At 44.2% G+C, this 15,213-nt stretch carries 14 protein-coding genes and 5 tRNA genes; 11 read left to right on the top strand and 8 right to left on the bottom strand.

Translation table 11 applies throughout. The features are described from left to right. Positions 1-58 precede the first annotated feature (58 nt). Positions 59-1,153 (top strand): 23S rRNA pseudouridine(2604) synthase RluF, encoded by a 1,095-nt coding sequence (gene rluF, locus AACT19_RS08425; RefSeq protein ID WP_076645984.1) that lies wholly within the window; start codon positions 59-61, stop codon positions 1,151-1,153. A gap of 127 nt (positions 1,154-1,280) precedes the next feature. On the opposite strand, the gene ybaK is transcribed toward rluF, so the two are convergent. The 8 genes from ybaK to hemA all read right to left on the bottom strand — a co-directional run bounded on the left by ybaK (position 1,281) and on the right by hemA (position 9,674). Then, positions 1,281-1,754 (bottom strand): Cys-tRNA(Pro) deacylase, encoded by a 474-nt coding sequence (gene ybaK, locus AACT19_RS08420; RefSeq protein WP_017076861.1) that lies wholly within the window; start codon positions 1,752-1,754, stop codon positions 1,281-1,283. Positions 1,755-1,872: 118 nt separating this feature from the next. Beyond that, entirely contained in the window at positions 1,873-3,534 is a 1,662-nt protein-coding gene (gene ushA, locus AACT19_RS08415) for a bifunctional UDP-sugar hydrolase/5'-nucleotidase UshA (RefSeq protein WP_004736242.1), read from the bottom strand. A gap of 594 nt (positions 3,535-4,128) precedes the next feature. Beyond that, the gene (gene kdsA / locus AACT19_RS08410; RefSeq protein WP_175400146.1) at positions 4,129-4,983 is read right to left on the bottom strand and encodes a 3-deoxy-8-phosphooctulonate synthase; all 855 of its coding nucleotides are present in this window, start codon (positions 4,981-4,983) and stop codon (positions 4,129-4,131) included. 22 nt (positions 4,984-5,005) lie between these two features. Continuing rightward, positions 5,006-5,815, bottom strand: coding sequence for a SirB1 family protein (locus tag AACT19_RS08405; RefSeq protein ID WP_017084479.1), 810 nt, complete (start codon positions 5,813-5,815; stop codon positions 5,006-5,008). Positions 5,816-5,842: 27 nt separating this feature from the next. Then, positions 5,843-6,226: a SirB2 family protein gene (locus AACT19_RS08400; protein ID WP_004736238.1), complete on the bottom strand. Its 384-nt coding sequence runs from the start codon at positions 6,224-6,226 to the stop codon at positions 5,843-5,845. Positions 6,227-6,419: 193 nt separating this feature from the next. Continuing rightward, the gene (gene prmC, locus AACT19_RS08395; RefSeq protein WP_076645983.1) at positions 6,420-7,292 is read right to left on the bottom strand and encodes a peptide chain release factor N(5)-glutamine methyltransferase; all 873 of its coding nucleotides are present in this window, start codon (positions 7,290-7,292) and stop codon (positions 6,420-6,422) included. A gap of 5 nt (positions 7,293-7,297) precedes the next feature. Next, the gene (gene prfA / locus AACT19_RS08390) at positions 7,298-8,386 is read right to left on the bottom strand and encodes a peptide chain release factor 1 (RefSeq protein ID WP_004736236.1); all 1,089 of its coding nucleotides are present in this window, start codon (positions 8,384-8,386) and stop codon (positions 7,298-7,300) included. Positions 8,387-8,414: 28 nt separating this feature from the next. Further along, positions 8,415-9,674 (bottom strand): glutamyl-tRNA reductase, encoded by a 1,260-nt coding sequence (gene hemA, locus AACT19_RS08385; RefSeq protein WP_004736235.1) that lies wholly within the window; start codon positions 9,672-9,674, stop codon positions 8,415-8,417. A 160-nt stretch (positions 9,675-9,834) separates the two neighbouring features. Here hemA and lolB point away from each other — a divergent pair, with 160 nt between their 5' ends. From lolB to AACT19_RS08335, 10 genes are all read left to right on the top strand, one after another. Further along, positions 9,835-10,482: a lipoprotein insertase outer membrane protein LolB gene (gene lolB, locus AACT19_RS08380; RefSeq protein WP_076645982.1), complete on the top strand. Its 648-nt coding sequence runs from the start codon at positions 9,835-9,837 to the stop codon at positions 10,480-10,482. Then, positions 10,479-11,354 carry a 4-(cytidine 5'-diphospho)-2-C-methyl-D-erythritol kinase gene (ispE, locus tag AACT19_RS08375; protein WP_004736233.1) on the top strand — a complete coding sequence of 292 codons (876 nt, stop codon included), beginning with the start codon at positions 10,479-10,481 and terminating at the stop codon, positions 11,352-11,354. Before lolB ends, ispE begins: the two co-directional genes overlap by 4 nt. Positions 11,355-11,381: 27 nt before the next feature. Further along, positions 11,382-12,326: a ribose-phosphate pyrophosphokinase gene (locus AACT19_RS08370; RefSeq protein WP_012603389.1), complete on the top strand. Its 945-nt coding sequence runs from the start codon at positions 11,382-11,384 to the stop codon at positions 12,324-12,326. Positions 12,327-12,550: 224 nt separating this feature from the next. Then, positions 12,551-13,141 carry an aminoacyl-tRNA hydrolase gene (gene pth, locus AACT19_RS08365; protein ID WP_010439162.1) on the top strand — a complete coding sequence of 197 codons (591 nt, stop codon included), beginning with the start codon at positions 12,551-12,553 and terminating at the stop codon, positions 13,139-13,141. A gap of 10 nt (positions 13,142-13,151) precedes the next feature. Then, complete coding sequence (gene ychF / locus AACT19_RS08360; RefSeq protein WP_026012356.1) at positions 13,152-14,243, top strand: redox-regulated ATPase YchF; 1,092 nt, start codon at positions 13,152-13,154, stop codon at positions 14,241-14,243. A gap of 280 nt (positions 14,244-14,523) precedes the next feature. Continuing rightward, positions 14,524-14,600, top strand: a tRNA-Met gene (locus AACT19_RS08355). Between the two features lie 68 nt (positions 14,601-14,668). Further along, a tRNA-Leu gene (locus tag AACT19_RS08350) sits at positions 14,669-14,753 on the top strand. A 30-nt stretch (positions 14,754-14,783) separates the two neighbouring features. Next, positions 14,784-14,858 (top strand) — tRNA-Gln (locus AACT19_RS08345). 77 nt (positions 14,859-14,935) lie between these two features. Then, positions 14,936-15,012 (top strand) — tRNA-Met (locus AACT19_RS08340). 91 nt (positions 15,013-15,103) lie between these two features. Continuing rightward, positions 15,104-15,188, top strand: a tRNA-Leu gene (locus AACT19_RS08335). Positions 15,189-15,213 lie beyond the last annotated feature (25 nt).

Here is a 15,213-nt window from a genome sequence, read left to right as displayed (position 1 = left end):
ATCCAAAGGTTGCTTTTTGTTTATCTATATTTCCGTTGTGAAACGCTAAGAGAATATCATGTCACAAGAATCCCAAGCTAAACGCCTTAATAAATACATCAGTGAAACTGGTTTTTGCTCACGCCGCGAAGCCGACAAACTCATTGATGCAGGCCGAGTTACTATTAACGGTAAGATCCCTGAAATGGGTACTAAAGTCTTGCCCGGTGATGATGTTGAGATCGACAATAAACCTGTTCGCTCAAAAGAGAAGCCGATCTACATTGCTCTTAATAAACCAACAGGCATCACCTGTACTACTGAACGTGATATTCCTGGCAACATCGTCGACTTTATCGGCCACCACAAACGTATTTTCCCTATTGGTCGTCTAGATAAGCCTTCTGATGGTCTTATCTTCTTGACCAACGATGGCGACATCGTAAACAAAATCCTACGTGCAGGTAACAACCACGAGAAAGAATACGTGGTGCGTGTAGATAAGCCGATTACGACTGAGTTCTTGAAGCAAATGGGCGCTGGCGTTCATATTCTCGATACTGTTACCTTGCCATGTAAGGTCGAGAAAGAAACCAAATTTTCGTTCCGAATCACACTAACGCAAGGCCTTAACCGTCAAATTCGCCGTATGTGTGAAGCATTGGGTTACGAGGTATTTAAGCTGCGCCGTGTTCGTATTATGAACATCTCATTAGACGGCATTCCTAACGGGAAATGGCGCTACCTGAGCGACGAAGAGATCACTGAAATTTTAGCGATGTGTGAAGGCTCTGTAAGTACTGAAGATGCATCAAAAATGAACGCGAAAGGTCAACGCATTCGCAAAGCGACAGACGCAAAACTTTTCGATAGCCGTGAAGAAAACCAAACTTCCACAGCGCGCCGTAATCAAAACGAGAACCGTACTCGCACCTATCGCGGTAATAATGCAGATGAATTCCGTCATGCGCCTAACTCGAAACGTGGCCGTAACTCATCGAATGGTGAAAGCGGTGGCAATACCGAGAACTGGAAATCGAACTCTCGTTCAGAGCGTTCTAATTCTGATCGAAACAGTTCGGATCGCACCCGCACAGATCGCAACAATAACGATCGTCGAAGCGGTAAGCCTGCATCGAAGCGTGTTGGTGGTACTTTAGGTCTGAAGAAGTAGTCATAATTCGTCCTCAATGTACAAGCACATTTCAGGATAGACACTCAATATAAAAGCGCCCGCTAGGTTAATCTAGCGGGCGTTTTTGTTTGTCATTCGGTAGTTGTATCATCATGATAACGACAATCTATAAACATAGATCAGCAAACTGACCGCGAGTCAGTAGCGCTAAGTCTTTCGGGTCGAGCTCAATTTCTAGCCCGCGCTTCCCTGCACTCACGCATATCGTTTCAAAATCGGTAGCGCTGGAATGAACAAAGGTAGGCAAGGCTTTTTTCTGACCAAGAGGGCTGATCCCACCCACCACATAACCCGTGGTTTTCTGAGCAATATCAGGATTCGCCATCTCTGCTTTTTTGCCTTTTGCCGCTTTTGCCGCAAGCTTCAGGTTTAGCTTCTGATCAACGGGAATAACGGCCACAGCTAAATCTTTAGCGACGCCATTCAAACAGAACAAAAGCGTTTTAAATACACGTTTGGGATCTTGACCAAGCGCTTCGACAGCCTCTAATCCATAATTCGTGTTATTCGCATCGTGGTGATATTGATGCACGCTATGAGCGATTTTCTTTTTCTTGGCGAGATTGATTGCAGGGGTCATAACAAATCCAAACGATAGATAAACAAAAAGCGACGCTGAGGCGTCGCTTTAGTTAAATTTATCATGGTGCTAGAGTCAATCTAATTTAGCACCTATTGACTCTATCAACTGGGTTTAATTACTTGTAAACCATTTGACCAGAAGGTGCGTACTTGTTCACGTCAACTGGGCTATTTGCTTCTAGGTACTCTTTCAGTACTTCAGCATCAACAAAACCTGTGTTCACGTAACCAGGGTGATCTGACAGTTTAGGGTAACCGTCGCCACCAGCCGCGTTGAAGCTTGGCACTGTGAAACGGTATGTTTCGTCTAAACGAAGCTGTTTGCCACCGATGAAGACATTCGATACTTCACCGTTTGCTACTGTCATTGAAATGCCAGCGAACTGCGCGTAAGCACCAGAATCGATTGGTTTCGTCGCCACAACGTTTAGGTAATCTAGAACTTCTTTACCTGTCATGTCTGTGTAAGTCAGGATGTTTGCAAAAGGTTGTACCTTCAGTACATCTTTGTAAGTGACATTGCCCGCTTCAATTGAGTCACGAACGCCACCAGAGTTCATCACAGCGAAGTCTGCTTGTGCACGCTCCATGTGAGAAGTCGCAATCAAACGACCTAGGTTAGTTTGTTGGAAACGCACCACGTTACGATCGCCTTCAAGCTTGCCATTTGTCTCAGCAATTTGAACTTCTAGCTGTGCTTGACCTTGCTCTTGGAAAGGACGTAGGAATTCAAGCAACTCTGGATCTTGTGCGATCTCATCTTGAATAAGAACACGTTGCTTCTTACCGTCAATCTTAACTTTCTTCTTAAGGTTAACTGGAACCAGATCGTAGCTCACCATCTCTAGTTCGCCGTTACGGAATTCGTAATCAGCACGACCTACGTACTTGCCCCACTCGTGAGCTTGAACAATGTAGGTACCGTTCTGTACGTCTGGTTTACACTCATCACCCGGCTTGAAGTTTTTCTTCGCAACGTTAGGGCCTTCCATACATACAGGCTCTTGAGAGTGACCACCAACGATCATGTCTAGGTCGCCTTCGTTTAGGTAACGAGCAAGTGCTACATCACCCGGTGCGTTAACACCACGTTGGCCGTTTTCGTAGTGACCCATGTGAGTCACAGCGAAGATTAAATCTGGCTTCTCTGTTTCTTTAAGTTCAGCGATCAGCTTCTTCGCTTCTTCTTTAGGGTCACGGAAATCAATGCTCGCGATAAACTCAGGGTTACCGATTTTTGCCGTATCTTCAGTGGTTAGACCGATAACCGCAATCTTGATACCTTGCTTTTCAAACATCTCGTAAGCTTGGAACTTGCGTTCACCTGTTGCTTTGTCATAGATGTTTGCAGATAGCATTGGGAAGTTAGCCCAGTCGATCTGTTTTTGTAGTACGTCTAATGAGTTATCAAACTCGTGGTTACCCAATGCCATTGCATCGTAACCAATTTTATTCATACCTTTGAAATCAGGTTCTGCATCCTGAAGATCTGACTCTGGCACACCGGTGTTGATGTCACCACCAGATAGAAGCAACACGCTACCGCCTTCTGCTTCAACTTCAGCACGAAGTTGGTCAACAAGCGTTTTACGCGCAGACATGCCGTATTCACCGTATTTGTTCTGCCAAAAACGACCATGGTTGTCGTTAGTGTGCAGAACCGTTAGCTTGTAAGTTTCGTCTTGGTTCCAATCTTGAGTTGATTGAGACGCACACCCAGCTAGAGTAGCTAGGATTGCAGCACTTAGTGCTGTCTTTAGAATAAGGCGTTGCTTCATTGTCATACCTTTGAACTTTTTAGGGGAATCCACTGCTTTTTATAATCTATTGCGACCCCTTTCCTGGAGTTCGAACAATAAGACTTCAACATGACTAATCTTAAATTAACATTCTAGATGTAACACGACGATTTCATATTTATGTCGAATTGGTCACGCATAGATCGGCAGTTAAGTGTAACAAAATTATGAGATTACACTCAAACTTCCCCTGCATCACAGGCAATCGTTTACTTATAAAGTGTGATGAACATCAGTAATTTACTATAAACAGGACAGACCTCACACACCTATACCACTTTCTTAGGGAATCAGAGGTTCTGTTAACAAAGAATTAATCATCTGCCGTTGATTAGTACTCTGAAAAACAGGTTAGCTAACGACTACACAGCTTAGTCATCGAAAAATAGCTTAGTCATCGAAAAACAACTTGGTCATCGTCAAAATAGGCCGAGGCTTTAATTCACTAAACGGATGTCCGTTAAACAAAAACGCCCAACTCTAAGAGTTGGGCGTTTATCTTATGCAGTTAAATAACCACTTAAATTCATTAAAATTAGCGATTTAATGCTAGTTATTTAGCATCAGCCAAAGCTATTTGATATCGATGTGGTCGAAGCCTTTGATAAGGTCATCAAGTGCTTTCATTTGCTTCAAGAACGGCTCTAGTTTATCTAGAGGTAGCGCCGATGGGCCATCACAGCGTGCTTGATCAGGGTTCGGGTGTGCCTCAAGAAACAGACCAGCAATACCCGTCGCAATGCCAGCTTTAGCTAGTTCAACCGTTTGCTCACGACGACCGCCAGAGGCAGCACCTGATGGATCACGCATTTGAAGCGCGTGAGTCACATCAAAGATAATTGGGCTGCCGTTTGATGATTTTTTCATTACACCGAAACCAAGCATATCAACAACTAAGTTGTCATAACCCATGCAAGAACCACGTTCACAAAGAATGATGTTGTCGTTGCCACACTCAGCAAACTTATCAACGATATTACCCACTTGATCTGGGCTCATGAACTGAGGCTTCTTCACGTTGATTACAGCACCGGTCTTAGCCATCGCTTCAACAAGGTCAGTTTGACGAGCAAGAAACGCTGGAAGCTGGATTACATCAACCACATCTGCAACAGGCTGAGCTTGAGCTTCTGTGTGGATATCCGTGATAATTTTCACGCCAAAGGTATCTTTCAGTTCTTGGAAGATTTTAAGACCTTCTTCCATACCTGGACCACGGTATGAGTGAACTGAGCTGCGGTTTGCTTTATCGAAAGACGCCTTAAATACGTAAGGGATGCCCAACTTCTCTGTGACTTTCACGTAGTGCTCACAGATCTGCATTGCTAGATCGCGTGATTCAAGAACGTTCATGCCTGCAAATAGCGTAAATGGCTTGTCGTTAGCAATTGGCATATCACCAATGTGAACTGTTTTCTGTTCCATCATATTCTCTCTAAATAATTATTAATTAGTGAACAACCACTGTCTTTTCGTTCATGACGTTCACTTGAGATTTTAGCAACTCAGATGCAGGGTCATCTGGGCATTGGTCGATAAAGTATTGATAATCCGTTGCTGCAACTTGATGACAGTCTAGCTGCTGATAAATAAAGCCACGGTCACGGATTTCGTACGGATCATCCGGCACAAACGTTAACGCAAGATCGGTACACTTCAATGCAAGCGTATAACGCTCTTCTCGCAGTAATGCACTCTTAAGCAACGCTAGCCACTTACCAATAATCGTTGGGTGGTCGGCAACCTCTAAGTGCTCCGCTTTCACCTTAGCGAGTGGGCCATCATGTCCGATTAACCAAGCTCGTAAAGTTTGCACTCCAACATACTCACCGTTGTAAGGATTAATATAGACGGCTGCTTGCCCGTACCAACTCACTTTAAGCAGAAACTGAGTCGGAAAAGAGACACCCTCTACAGGGAAGCCTAGCTTGCGACCAAGAAAAAGGAAGATTGCCCCAAGACTGACAGGGATGCCTTTCTTTCTCTCGAGCACTTTATCGATAAACGCGTTTTCCGATGAGAAGTAAGCGTCTTTATCGCCTGCGAAGCCCCACTCATAAAAAAATAGTCGAATAAAAGATTCAAACTTCTGTTGCTCGTCGGTTTCATTAACCAAAGCAAACTCAGCGTCTTTTAACAATCTCGCCAGTTCTTGCTCAGCCCAGCTGTCTTGAGTTTCTGGGTTAATCGCTTTATTTAAGATCAATGCACCTTCAGCTAACTCTAGCTGGTCAAAGTCTTCATCAAAAAATTCGTACATACGTAACTAACCGAAATAAGGAGATAATTAACCGAAAAATGTTGGTGTCTTAGTCATTGCAATTTTGCCTGCCATCGCTAACCAGCCAAGCGCACCAAAAAAAGAGAAAACTCTCAATAGCTTGTTTTTACCCAACTTAAGTGCAAAGAAGCCCAGTGCGATGTAAGCCATAACACAAGTTAGTTTTTCGGTTAACCATGGCGCTGCTGGTGTAAATGGAATAAAGCCAGTGATAAAAATCAAACCAATACCCGATAGCAGCAGCAACGAGTCATTGATATGAGGGAAACGCTGCAAGAAAGGATGCTTAAGCTTTGGTGAGTTAACCATCATCAGAGCGAAACGAATCGAAAGAAGTAGCGCACTTATAGCAATCGTTAGTAGGTGAAAATGTTTTAAACCTTCGTACATGGTATTCCTTTATATTTTTTATATGTGCTTTCGTTAACACGAGCCAAACAATACCCGTTAATGCCCTGTATTTCTGCGTTAATTCTCTGTATTTCCGCGTTAAGTGCATTATCGAGTTAAGTGTATTGTCGAGGTTAAAGGTATCAATTTAGCAAGTTCATCATCTGTTGCTCACTAGATGATGAACAGCAGCCTATGAACAGTAACGACCCAATGTCACTCGGTCATTACCACCGTAATCTTTTTCTGTAACCACATCCAAGTAGCCCAGTTGTTGCATTATCTCACGTACCGCCAAGCCTTGGTCATAGCCGTGTTCAAATGCTAGCCAGCCTTCGTTTTCTAAAAAACCGCGTGCGTTTTCAGAGATGTATCGAATATCAGCTAAACCTTTCTCTTCAGCAACTAACGCTGTGATCGGTTCAAAACGCACATCACCTTGAGATAAATGAGGGTCATTCTTCTCAATGTAAGGTGGGTTCGAGACAATCAACGAGAACTTCACAGCTTCTTCTTCAGAATTCACCGAGTTCAAAGGCTCAAACCAACTGCCATGTAAAAAAGTGGCGTTAGTGATATTTAATCGCTGAGCGTTTTCTGTAGCAAGTTGCTGCGCTTCAGGGCGAAGATCAATACCCGTCACTGGTCGATTCGGCATCTCAGACGCCAATGCTAACGCGATAGCACCTGTGCCCGTGCCTAAATCTAGAATCGCACCTTGTTTGCCGTAGGTTTTATCCAAAGCGACTTCAACCAAACGCTCGGTATCCGGGCGCGGGATTAAAGTAGAAGACGAAACCTTTAACGGCAGCGACCAAAACTCACGTTCACCAACAATATAAGCCACAGGCTCACCGGTTAAGCGACGTTTTAGAAGGGTATGGAATTCGGATTCTTGTTCTGAAGTGAGATGCTTCTCAGGCCAAGTCAGTAGGTAAGATCTAGGTTTATCTAAAGCGTGACAAAGCAGTACCGCAGCATCAATCGAGGGCGATGTGTTATCGCCCTCTTGAAGCTGTACGATTGCTGACTTTAAAGCACTTTCAACCGTATATGCTGACTGCATAGTAATTAGTTGTGCTCAGCAAGTGCTGCTAGTTGATCGGCTTGGTGCTCTTGTAGAACAGGATCAAGTAGGCTTTGCATATCACCTTCCAGAACTTCGTTCAGACGGTAGATAGTTAAGTTGATGCGGTGATCAGAGACACGACCTTGAGGGTAGTTGTACGTACGAATACGGTCACTACGGTCACCAGAACCTAATAGGTTACGACGTGTATCTGAAATCGCAGCAGCACGACGCTCTTCTTCAGCTTGAACGATACGAGCCGCAAGAACAGCCATCGCTTTCGCTTTGTTTTTATGCTGAGAACGCTCGTCTTGACACTCTACTACGGTACCGGTTGGCAAGTGAGTAATACGGATTGCTGAATCCGTGGTGTTAACGTGCTGACCACCCGCGCCAGATGCACGGAAAGTATCAATCTTAAGATCGCCAGCTTTAATTTCTGGTAGATCAGCTTCTGGGATCTCAGGCATAACCGCAACAGTACATGCTGATGTATGAACACGACCTTGAGACTCAGTCTCAGGTACACGTTGTACACGGTGACCGCCAGACTCGAACTTCATTGTGCCGTAAACAGCGTCGCCACTGATTTTAGCGATCATCTCTTTAAAGCCGCCCTGCTCTGAAACATTGCTGCTCATCACCTCAACGCGCCAACCTTTTTTCTCGGCAAATCTAGAGTACATGCGGAAAAGGTTACCCGCAAAAATACCCGCTTCATCACCACCAGCACCGGCACGAATCTCTAAGAAACAGTTACGCTCATCGTTTGGATCTTTTGGAATCAGAAGAATTTGCAGCTCATCAGTCAGACGTTCAATGTTCGCTTTCGCATCTTTGATCTCTTCTTGAGCCATTTCGCGCATTTCTGCGTCGTCTTCATTTGCCATCTCTTCAGCAGCTTCTAAATCTTCTTGAGCTTGCTGGTATGATTTGAAGCACCCCGTCACCTCTTCTAATTGAGAATACTCTTTTGACAAGGCACGGAATTTGTCTTGATTCCCAAGTACACCGGGATCACCAAGTAGATGTTGAACTTCTTCATAGCGTTCAACAAGTGTTTCAAGCTTTATTAGAATCGAGGCTTTCATAATGTCTTATTCTGTTGGAGGTCGAATATTATTGAGGGTTTTCTAAGCCCAAACTCTGTCTAATGACCATTAATTTTGCAGGTTCTCCTTGCTCAGCTGCACTTTGAAGTGCACGCGTTGGAGCATGGATCAATTTGTTTGTGAGCTTATTACTTAGCTCAAGTAAGACTTTCTCAGGGTCACCGCCAGCGGCAAGTGATTGTAAACTCTTACTTAATAAATCTTCTCGGATTTCATTGGCCGATTTACGGTAATCACGAATACTGTCTACCGCTTGCAGTGAACGCATCCAACTCATAAACGCGGCGCTTTCTTCACTAACTATTGCTTCAGCTTGAATCGCTTCTACTTTTCGTTGTTCAATATTGCCATCAACGATCGACTGCAAATCGTCAACGGAATATAGGTAAGCATCATTCAGATCGCCGACCTGAGATTCCACATCACGAGGAACTGCAATATCAACCAACAACATAGGTTGATGTTTTCTTGTCTTAAGTGCGGTCTCTACCATGCCCTTACCAATAATAGGCAGCGGGCTTGCAGTTGAGCTGATCACGATATCCGCTCTATGCAAATGGTCAGGAATCTCATTCAGACTGATCACTTCAGCACCAAACTCTTCAGCTAGCCCTAAAGCACGCTCACGAGTTCGGTTAGCCACTATCATCTTAGTGCAGCCATTCGCAGAAAGGTGTTTAGCCACCAATTCAATCGTCTCACCCGCACCAACCAATAACACGGTTGAATCGGCAATCGACTCAAAGATGTGTTTAGCTAACGTACAGGCTGCGTAAGCAACAGATACCGCGCTTCCGCCAATTTCAGTTTCAGTTCGAACACGCTTGGCGACAGAAAATGATTTCTGGAACAGTTTTTCCATTGAAGCATCAACAGATTTGTTCTCTCGCGAGTCCGTATAAGCTTGCTTCACCTGACCTAAGATCTGCGGCTCACCCAATACCAAGGAGTCCAAACCACAAGCTACGCGCATTAAATGTTTAATCGCAGCCTGCTCTTCATGGATATAAATGCTGGGTTTTAGCTCTTCAGGGCTAACTTGATGGAAAACTGACAACCAATCGATGAGCTTGTTTTTTGCCACGCCTTTGACGTCACAATACACTTCAGTTCGATTACAGGTAGAAAGTATGACACTTCCATTTACGTGTGCATTTGCGTTAAGTTGCTTGAGTGCCTCAGATAATTTATCTGGACCAAAAGCGACTTTTTCTCGCAATTCAACCGACGCTGTATTGTGATTGATACCTACGGCAAGCAAAGACATGTATCAGAAGTTCTCGATCAGGGAATGGAAACAAGGGGCGAATTTTACTTGATGCATGGCTCTATTTAAAGAGCAAGCGGGATTTGTTTTCCTGACTTCGTGAATTCAATGCTATAGTTGAGACGTTTTTTAGATAAATTTGAACAAGTTGTGAGCAAATATGAGCAAGCTTCGTAAAATCACGTCTCTTATTTTTATAACCATAATTATGGTGGGTTGCTCTTCTATCCCAGAACAACCGACCAGCGTCGAGTGGCAAAGTCACCAAGATCGGCTTTTACAGATAGAAAACTATCAAGCCTCAGGCAAGCTCGCTTACATTTCTCCAGAGCAACGCCAAAGCCTAAATTTCATTTGGAAGCATTCACCAAATCGGAGTCAATTAAGACTGACCACTTTTCTTGGTCAAACCGCCTTGAACCTCACAATTGACAGTTCGGGTGCCAAGGTAGTCACTTATGATGATCAGGTGTTCACTCACGCAAGTGCATCTGTATTGGTAGAGCAACTTACTGGATTACAGATTCCCATTGACCATCTACCACAATGGTTCCTTGGCATTCCAGACCAAGCCGATAGCTACCAATTGAACACCACCAACACGCTTGAATCTCTCACCAAACAAGTTAGCAACCAACTATGGACACTGAATTTTGATAACTATCGAAATACAGAGATGCCGAGTAAACTATTATCTGGTGAAGACAACACTAAGGTAGAGACAATCCCACTCCCTACTCGATTGTCATTCAAGCAAGACGAGAACAAAATCAACATTGTAGTTTCGAAGTGGACACTGAAAAAATGATAACAACGCCAACCCACTGGCCTTCTCCGGCTAAACTGAATTTATTCCTCTATATCACTGGCCGACGCGATAATGGTTATCACGAACTTCAGACCTTATTTCAGTTTGTCGAGTTTGGCGATGAACTGACGGTTAGTGCAAACTCAGAAACTAGCTCGATAACAATCACACCAGAAATTCCTGGGGTAGCACTTGAAGACAACTTGATCTGGAAAGCCGCTACTGCTCTGCAGCAATATACCTCAACGTCTTTCGGTGCGGATATTGAACTCAAGAAAGTGTTGCCTATGGGAGGCGGTATTGGCGGAGGCTCTTCAAATGCAGCAACCGTGCTGGTCGCGCTTAATTATTTATGGCAACTCAACCTCTCGGATGATCAACTTGCCGAAATCGGTTTGCAGCTTGGTGCAGACGTTCCGGTCTTCGTTCGAGGCCACGCCGCCTTTGCTGAAGGGGTTGGAGAACAGCTACAGCCTGCTAATCCGGATGAAAAATGGTATCTCGTTGTTAAGCCTCAAGTGAGCATAGCAACTGTAGACATATTCACACATTCAGAATTAACTCGAAATACGCCGAAGCGAGCACTAGCAACGCTTCTAGAGCAAGAATACGTAAACGATTGCGAAAAAATTGTGCGAATGCTGTACCCAGAGGTTGATAAGCAACTTTCATGGCTGCTACAATACGCGCCGTCGAGATTGACTGGTACGGGTTCATGCGTTTTTGCTGAATTTAGCAGCAAAAAAGAAGCCGAATCGGTGCTAGAGCAACTGCCTGACACAGTTTCCGCGTTTGTCGCGAGAGGACGAAACATTTCGCCTTTGAAAGAAACTTTGGCTGAATACCAATCAGCCCACCCACAATCTATTTAAAACTGGACGCAACCCGAGGTTTCCACCGTGCCTGATATGAAGCTATTTGCTGGTAACGCAACACCTGAACTAGCCCAACGTATTGCTGATCGTCTATACATCTCTCTTGGCGATGCTACTGTAGACCGTTTTTCTGATGGCGAAGTCGCTGTTCAAATCAATGAAAACGTTCGTGGTAGCGATGTATTCCTGATTCAATCAACTTGTGCACCAACCAATGACAACCTTATGGAATTGGTGGTAATGATTGACGCAATGCGCCGTGCTTCTGCTGGCCGTATTACTGCTGTAATCCCTTACTTCGGTTATGCCCGTCAAGATCGTCGTGTACGTTCTGCTCGTGTGCCTATTACTGCAAAAGTTGTTGCAGATTTCCTTTCTAACGTTGGTGTTGACCGCGTTCTTACTATCGACCTACACGCAGAGCAAATCCAAGGCTTCTTCGATGTACCTGTTGATAACATCTTCGGCACTCCAGTTCTTCTAGAAGACATGGCTAACCGTGGCCTAGAAAACCCAGTAGTGGTTTCTCCAGACCTTGGTGGTGTTGTACGTGCTCGTGCAACCGCTAAAGCGCTAGGTGATGTTGACATCGCTATCGTTGATAAGCGTCGTCCACGTGCTAACGTTTCTGAAGTAATGAACCTAATCGGTGATGTTGAAGGCCGTGACTGTGTTATCGTTGATGACATGATCGATACTGGTGGCACACTGTGTAAAGCAGCTGAAGCGCTTAAAGAGCGCGGTGCTAAGCGTGTATTCGCTTACGCAACTCACGCTGTATTCTCTGGTACTGCTGCAGAAAACATCCGTAACTCAGTTCTAGACCAAGTTATTGTTACAGATTCAATCAAGCTTTCTCCAGAGATGGCTGCGACAGGCAAAGTGACTGAGCTAAGCCTTTCTCGCATGCTTGCTGAAGCAATTCGCCGCATCAGCAACGAAGAATCAATCTCAGCGATGTTTAACTAATCAAAGCTCTATAGCTTTGTTGTAGAAAAGCTTTGTTTTAGAAACTCGTGAGAGAGACACATTAAGCACTTCATTGAATGAAGTGCTTTTTTTATGTCTAACCAATATTAAGCCGCAATTCACCACAGTCAGGAATCATCGTGTTGCTATCAGCTAGCTCGCACCTTTTTCATAAACTGTGATATCATACGGCGCTTTTTGAAATCCCAAGAGAGATCCATACCTTGAGCCAACAAATAAAACTTCTCGTTGGACTGGCTAATCCAGGTCCAGAATACGCCAAAACTCGCCATAATGCGGGTGCTTGGGTAGTTGAAGAATTAGCGCGTGTACATAACGTGACACTAAAGAACGAACCAAAGTTCTTTGGCCTAACGGGTCGTATCATGGTTCATGGTGAAGATCTTCGCTTGCTGATCCCAACGACTTTTATGAACTTGTCAGGCAAAGCTGTTGCTGCCTTAGCAAAGTTCTACCAAATTAAACCAGAAGAGATCATGGTCGCTCACGATGAGTTAGATCTTCCTCCTGGTATTGGAAAGTTTAAAAAAGGTGGTGGTCATGGTGGACATAATGGTCTGAAAGACATCATCAGCAAGCAGGGTAACAATAAAGAATTCTATCGTCTTAGATTAGGCATTGGCCATCCAGGACACAAAGATAAAGTTGCAGGTTATGTATTAGGCAAAGCTCCTGCGAAAGAGCAAGAGTGTATCGAGGCTGTCGTTGACGAATCGGTTCGTAGCCTAGACATCTTATTAAAAGATGGCCTACCAAAAGCACAAAATCGCTTACATACGTTCAAAGCAGAATAAGGTTTATATCATGGGTTTTAAATGTGGCATCGTTGGTCTACCAAACGTTGGTAAGTCAACTCTGTTTAACGCACTGACTAAAGCAGGCATCGAAGCAGCAAACTTTCCATTTTGTACAATCGAACCAAACACAGGTATCGTTCCGGTTCCAGATCTACGCTTAGATGCATTAGCAAAAATTGTTAATCCACAGAAGATCCTTCCAACGACAATGGAATTCGTAGATATCGCAGGCCTAGTTGCTGGCGCATCTAAAGGTGAAGGTCTAGGTAACAAATTCCTAGCTAACATCCGCGAAACTGATGCTATCGGTCACGTTGTACGCTGCTTTGAAAACGAAAACATCGTTCACGTTTCAGGCAAAGTATCTCCAATCGAAGATATCGAAGTGATCAACCTTGAGCTTGCTCTTGCCGATCTAGATAGCTGTGAACGTGCAATCTTCCGTAATGCTAAAAAAGCAAAAGGCGGAGATAAAGACGCTAAATTTGAAACTACAGTTCTTGAAAAGCTTCTACCTATCCTGACTGAAGGTGGTATGGCTCGTACTGTTGAACTTGGCAAAGAAGAAGTAGCAGCAATCGACTACCTTAACTTCCTAACGCTTAAGCCAACAATGTACATTGCAAACGTTGCTGAAGATGGTTTTGAAAACAACCCTTACCTAGATGCCGTTCGCGAATATGCAGAAAAAGAGAACAACGTTGTTGTTGCTGTGTGTGCTGCAATCGAATCTGAACTTTCTGAGCTTGACGATGAAGATCGTGAAGAGTTCCTAGCTGACATGGGCATCGAAGAACCAGGCCTTAACCGAGTGATCCGCTCTGGTTACGAGCTACTGACTCTTCAAACTTACTTTACTGCAGGTGTTAAAGAAGTTCGTGCTTGGACTATTCCTATCGGTGCAACAGCGCCGCAAGCAGCTGGTAAGATCCACACCGACTTCGAGAAAGGTTTCATCCGTGCAGAAGTAGTTGGCTACGAACATTTCATCGAGTTTGGCGGTGAAAGCGGAGCAAAAGATGCAGGTAAATGGCGTCTTGAAGGCAAAGAATACATCGTTAAAGATGGTGACGTAGTTCACTTCCGCTTCAACGTATAATTCTGATTAAACATCTAGGAAAAAGGCCAGTGAATTCACTGGCCTTTTTGTTTTCCCCCTTTAGAAATAGCCCCACATCCAAAACTTAACTTCCTATATATATCGCCTTTTAGACCTGTTTTTTGTCGACAAATACACCTCTTTGCCTAAAAAGAAACCGAACAGATGTTTATTCGCGATTTATTCAAAAAAAAAGTTGACGGGTTTCGCTCAACTCCGCATAATGCGCCCCGTTCACAACGAAGCGGCAACGTTTCGAAATGAGCAACAATTTGGAAATGGCTACTTAGCTCAGTTGGTTAGAGCACATCACTCATAATGATGGGGTCGCAGGTTCGAATCCCGCAGTAGCCACCATTTCCTAAGCACTCTGTTTGTTATTAAACATCTGTCTCTTAACAACAAAGAGTTTTTAGGAAAGTAAAGCGGTCGTGGCGGAATTGGTAGACGCACCAGATTTAGGTTCTGGCGCCGAGAGGTGTGAGAGTTCAAGTCTCTCCGACCGCACCATTATTTAGATATCTTAAATGATATCATTGTTGGGCTATCGCCAAGCGGTAAGGCACTGGCTTTTGATGCCAGCATTCCCTGGTTCGAATCCAGGTAGCCCAGCCACAATTTAAAGTGTAATTATCTTTAAAAAGATAATGGCATTGGAAGCGAGATTATATTATATTACTCCGCTCTCAGATGGCTACTTAGCTCAGTTGGTTAGAGCACATCACTCATAATGATGGGGTCGCAGGTTCGAATCCCGCAGTAGCCACCATTCTTTCTTTATGAAAGAAGAACAAACAACGTTACTTAGACAAACCATAAGTCTTCTTAACTATACTCTTCGCTAGAGTAAAAGCTTTGCTGCGGTCGTGGCGGAATTGGTAGACGCACCAGATTTAGGTTCTGGCGCCGAGAGGTGTGAGAGTTCAAGTCTCTCCGACCGCACCATTATTTAGATATCTTAAATGATATC

It is taken from the genome of Vibrio sp. 10N.222.47.A9 (assembly GCF_963872585.1).
Lineage (GTDB): Bacteria > Pseudomonadota > Gammaproteobacteria > Enterobacterales > Vibrionaceae > Vibrio > Vibrio splendidus.
Note: the sequence above shows the minus strand (reverse complement) of the source record. Positions and strands in the feature narration are given on the sequence as shown.

What these genes read in the sequence shown, in the direction of transcription:
- prmC (WP_076645983.1), bottom strand. Translation starts at nt 7,292, where the DNA reads ATGCAGTCAGCATATACGGTTGAAAGTGCTTTAAAGTCAGCAATCGTA.
- ybaK (WP_017076861.1), bottom strand. Translation starts at nt 1,754, where the DNA reads ATGACCCCTGCAATCAATCTCGCCAAGAAAAAGAAAATCGCTCATAGC.
- rluF (WP_076645984.1), top strand. Translation starts at nt 59, where the DNA reads ATGTCACAAGAATCCCAAGCTAAACGCCTTAATAAATACATCAGTGAA.
- ychF (WP_026012356.1), top strand. Translation starts at nt 13,152, where the DNA reads ATGGGTTTTAAATGTGGCATCGTTGGTCTACCAAACGTTGGTAAGTCA.
- lolB (WP_076645982.1), top strand. Translation starts at nt 9,835, where the DNA reads ATGAGCAAGCTTCGTAAAATCACGTCTCTTATTTTTATAACCATAATT.
- hemA (WP_004736235.1), bottom strand. Translation starts at nt 9,674, where the DNA reads ATGTCTTTGCTTGCCGTAGGTATCAATCACAATACAGCGTCGGTTGAA.
- prfA (WP_004736236.1), bottom strand. Translation starts at nt 8,386, where the DNA reads ATGAAAGCCTCGATTCTAATAAAGCTTGAAACACTTGTTGAACGCTAT.
- ispE (WP_004736233.1), top strand. Translation starts at nt 10,479, where the DNA reads ATGATAACAACGCCAACCCACTGGCCTTCTCCGGCTAAACTGAATTTA.
- kdsA (WP_175400146.1), bottom strand. Translation starts at nt 4,983, where the DNA reads ATGATGGAACAGAAAACAGTTCACATTGGTGATATGCCAATTGCTAAC.
- AACT19_RS08400 (WP_004736238.1), bottom strand. Translation starts at nt 6,226, where the DNA reads ATGTACGAAGGTTTAAAACATTTTCACCTACTAACGATTGCTATAAGT.
- ushA (WP_004736242.1), bottom strand. Translation starts at nt 3,534, where the DNA reads ATGAAGCAACGCCTTATTCTAAAGACAGCACTAAGTGCTGCAATCCTA.
- AACT19_RS08405 (WP_017084479.1), bottom strand. Translation starts at nt 5,815, where the DNA reads ATGTACGAATTTTTTGATGAAGACTTTGACCAGCTAGAGTTAGCTGAA.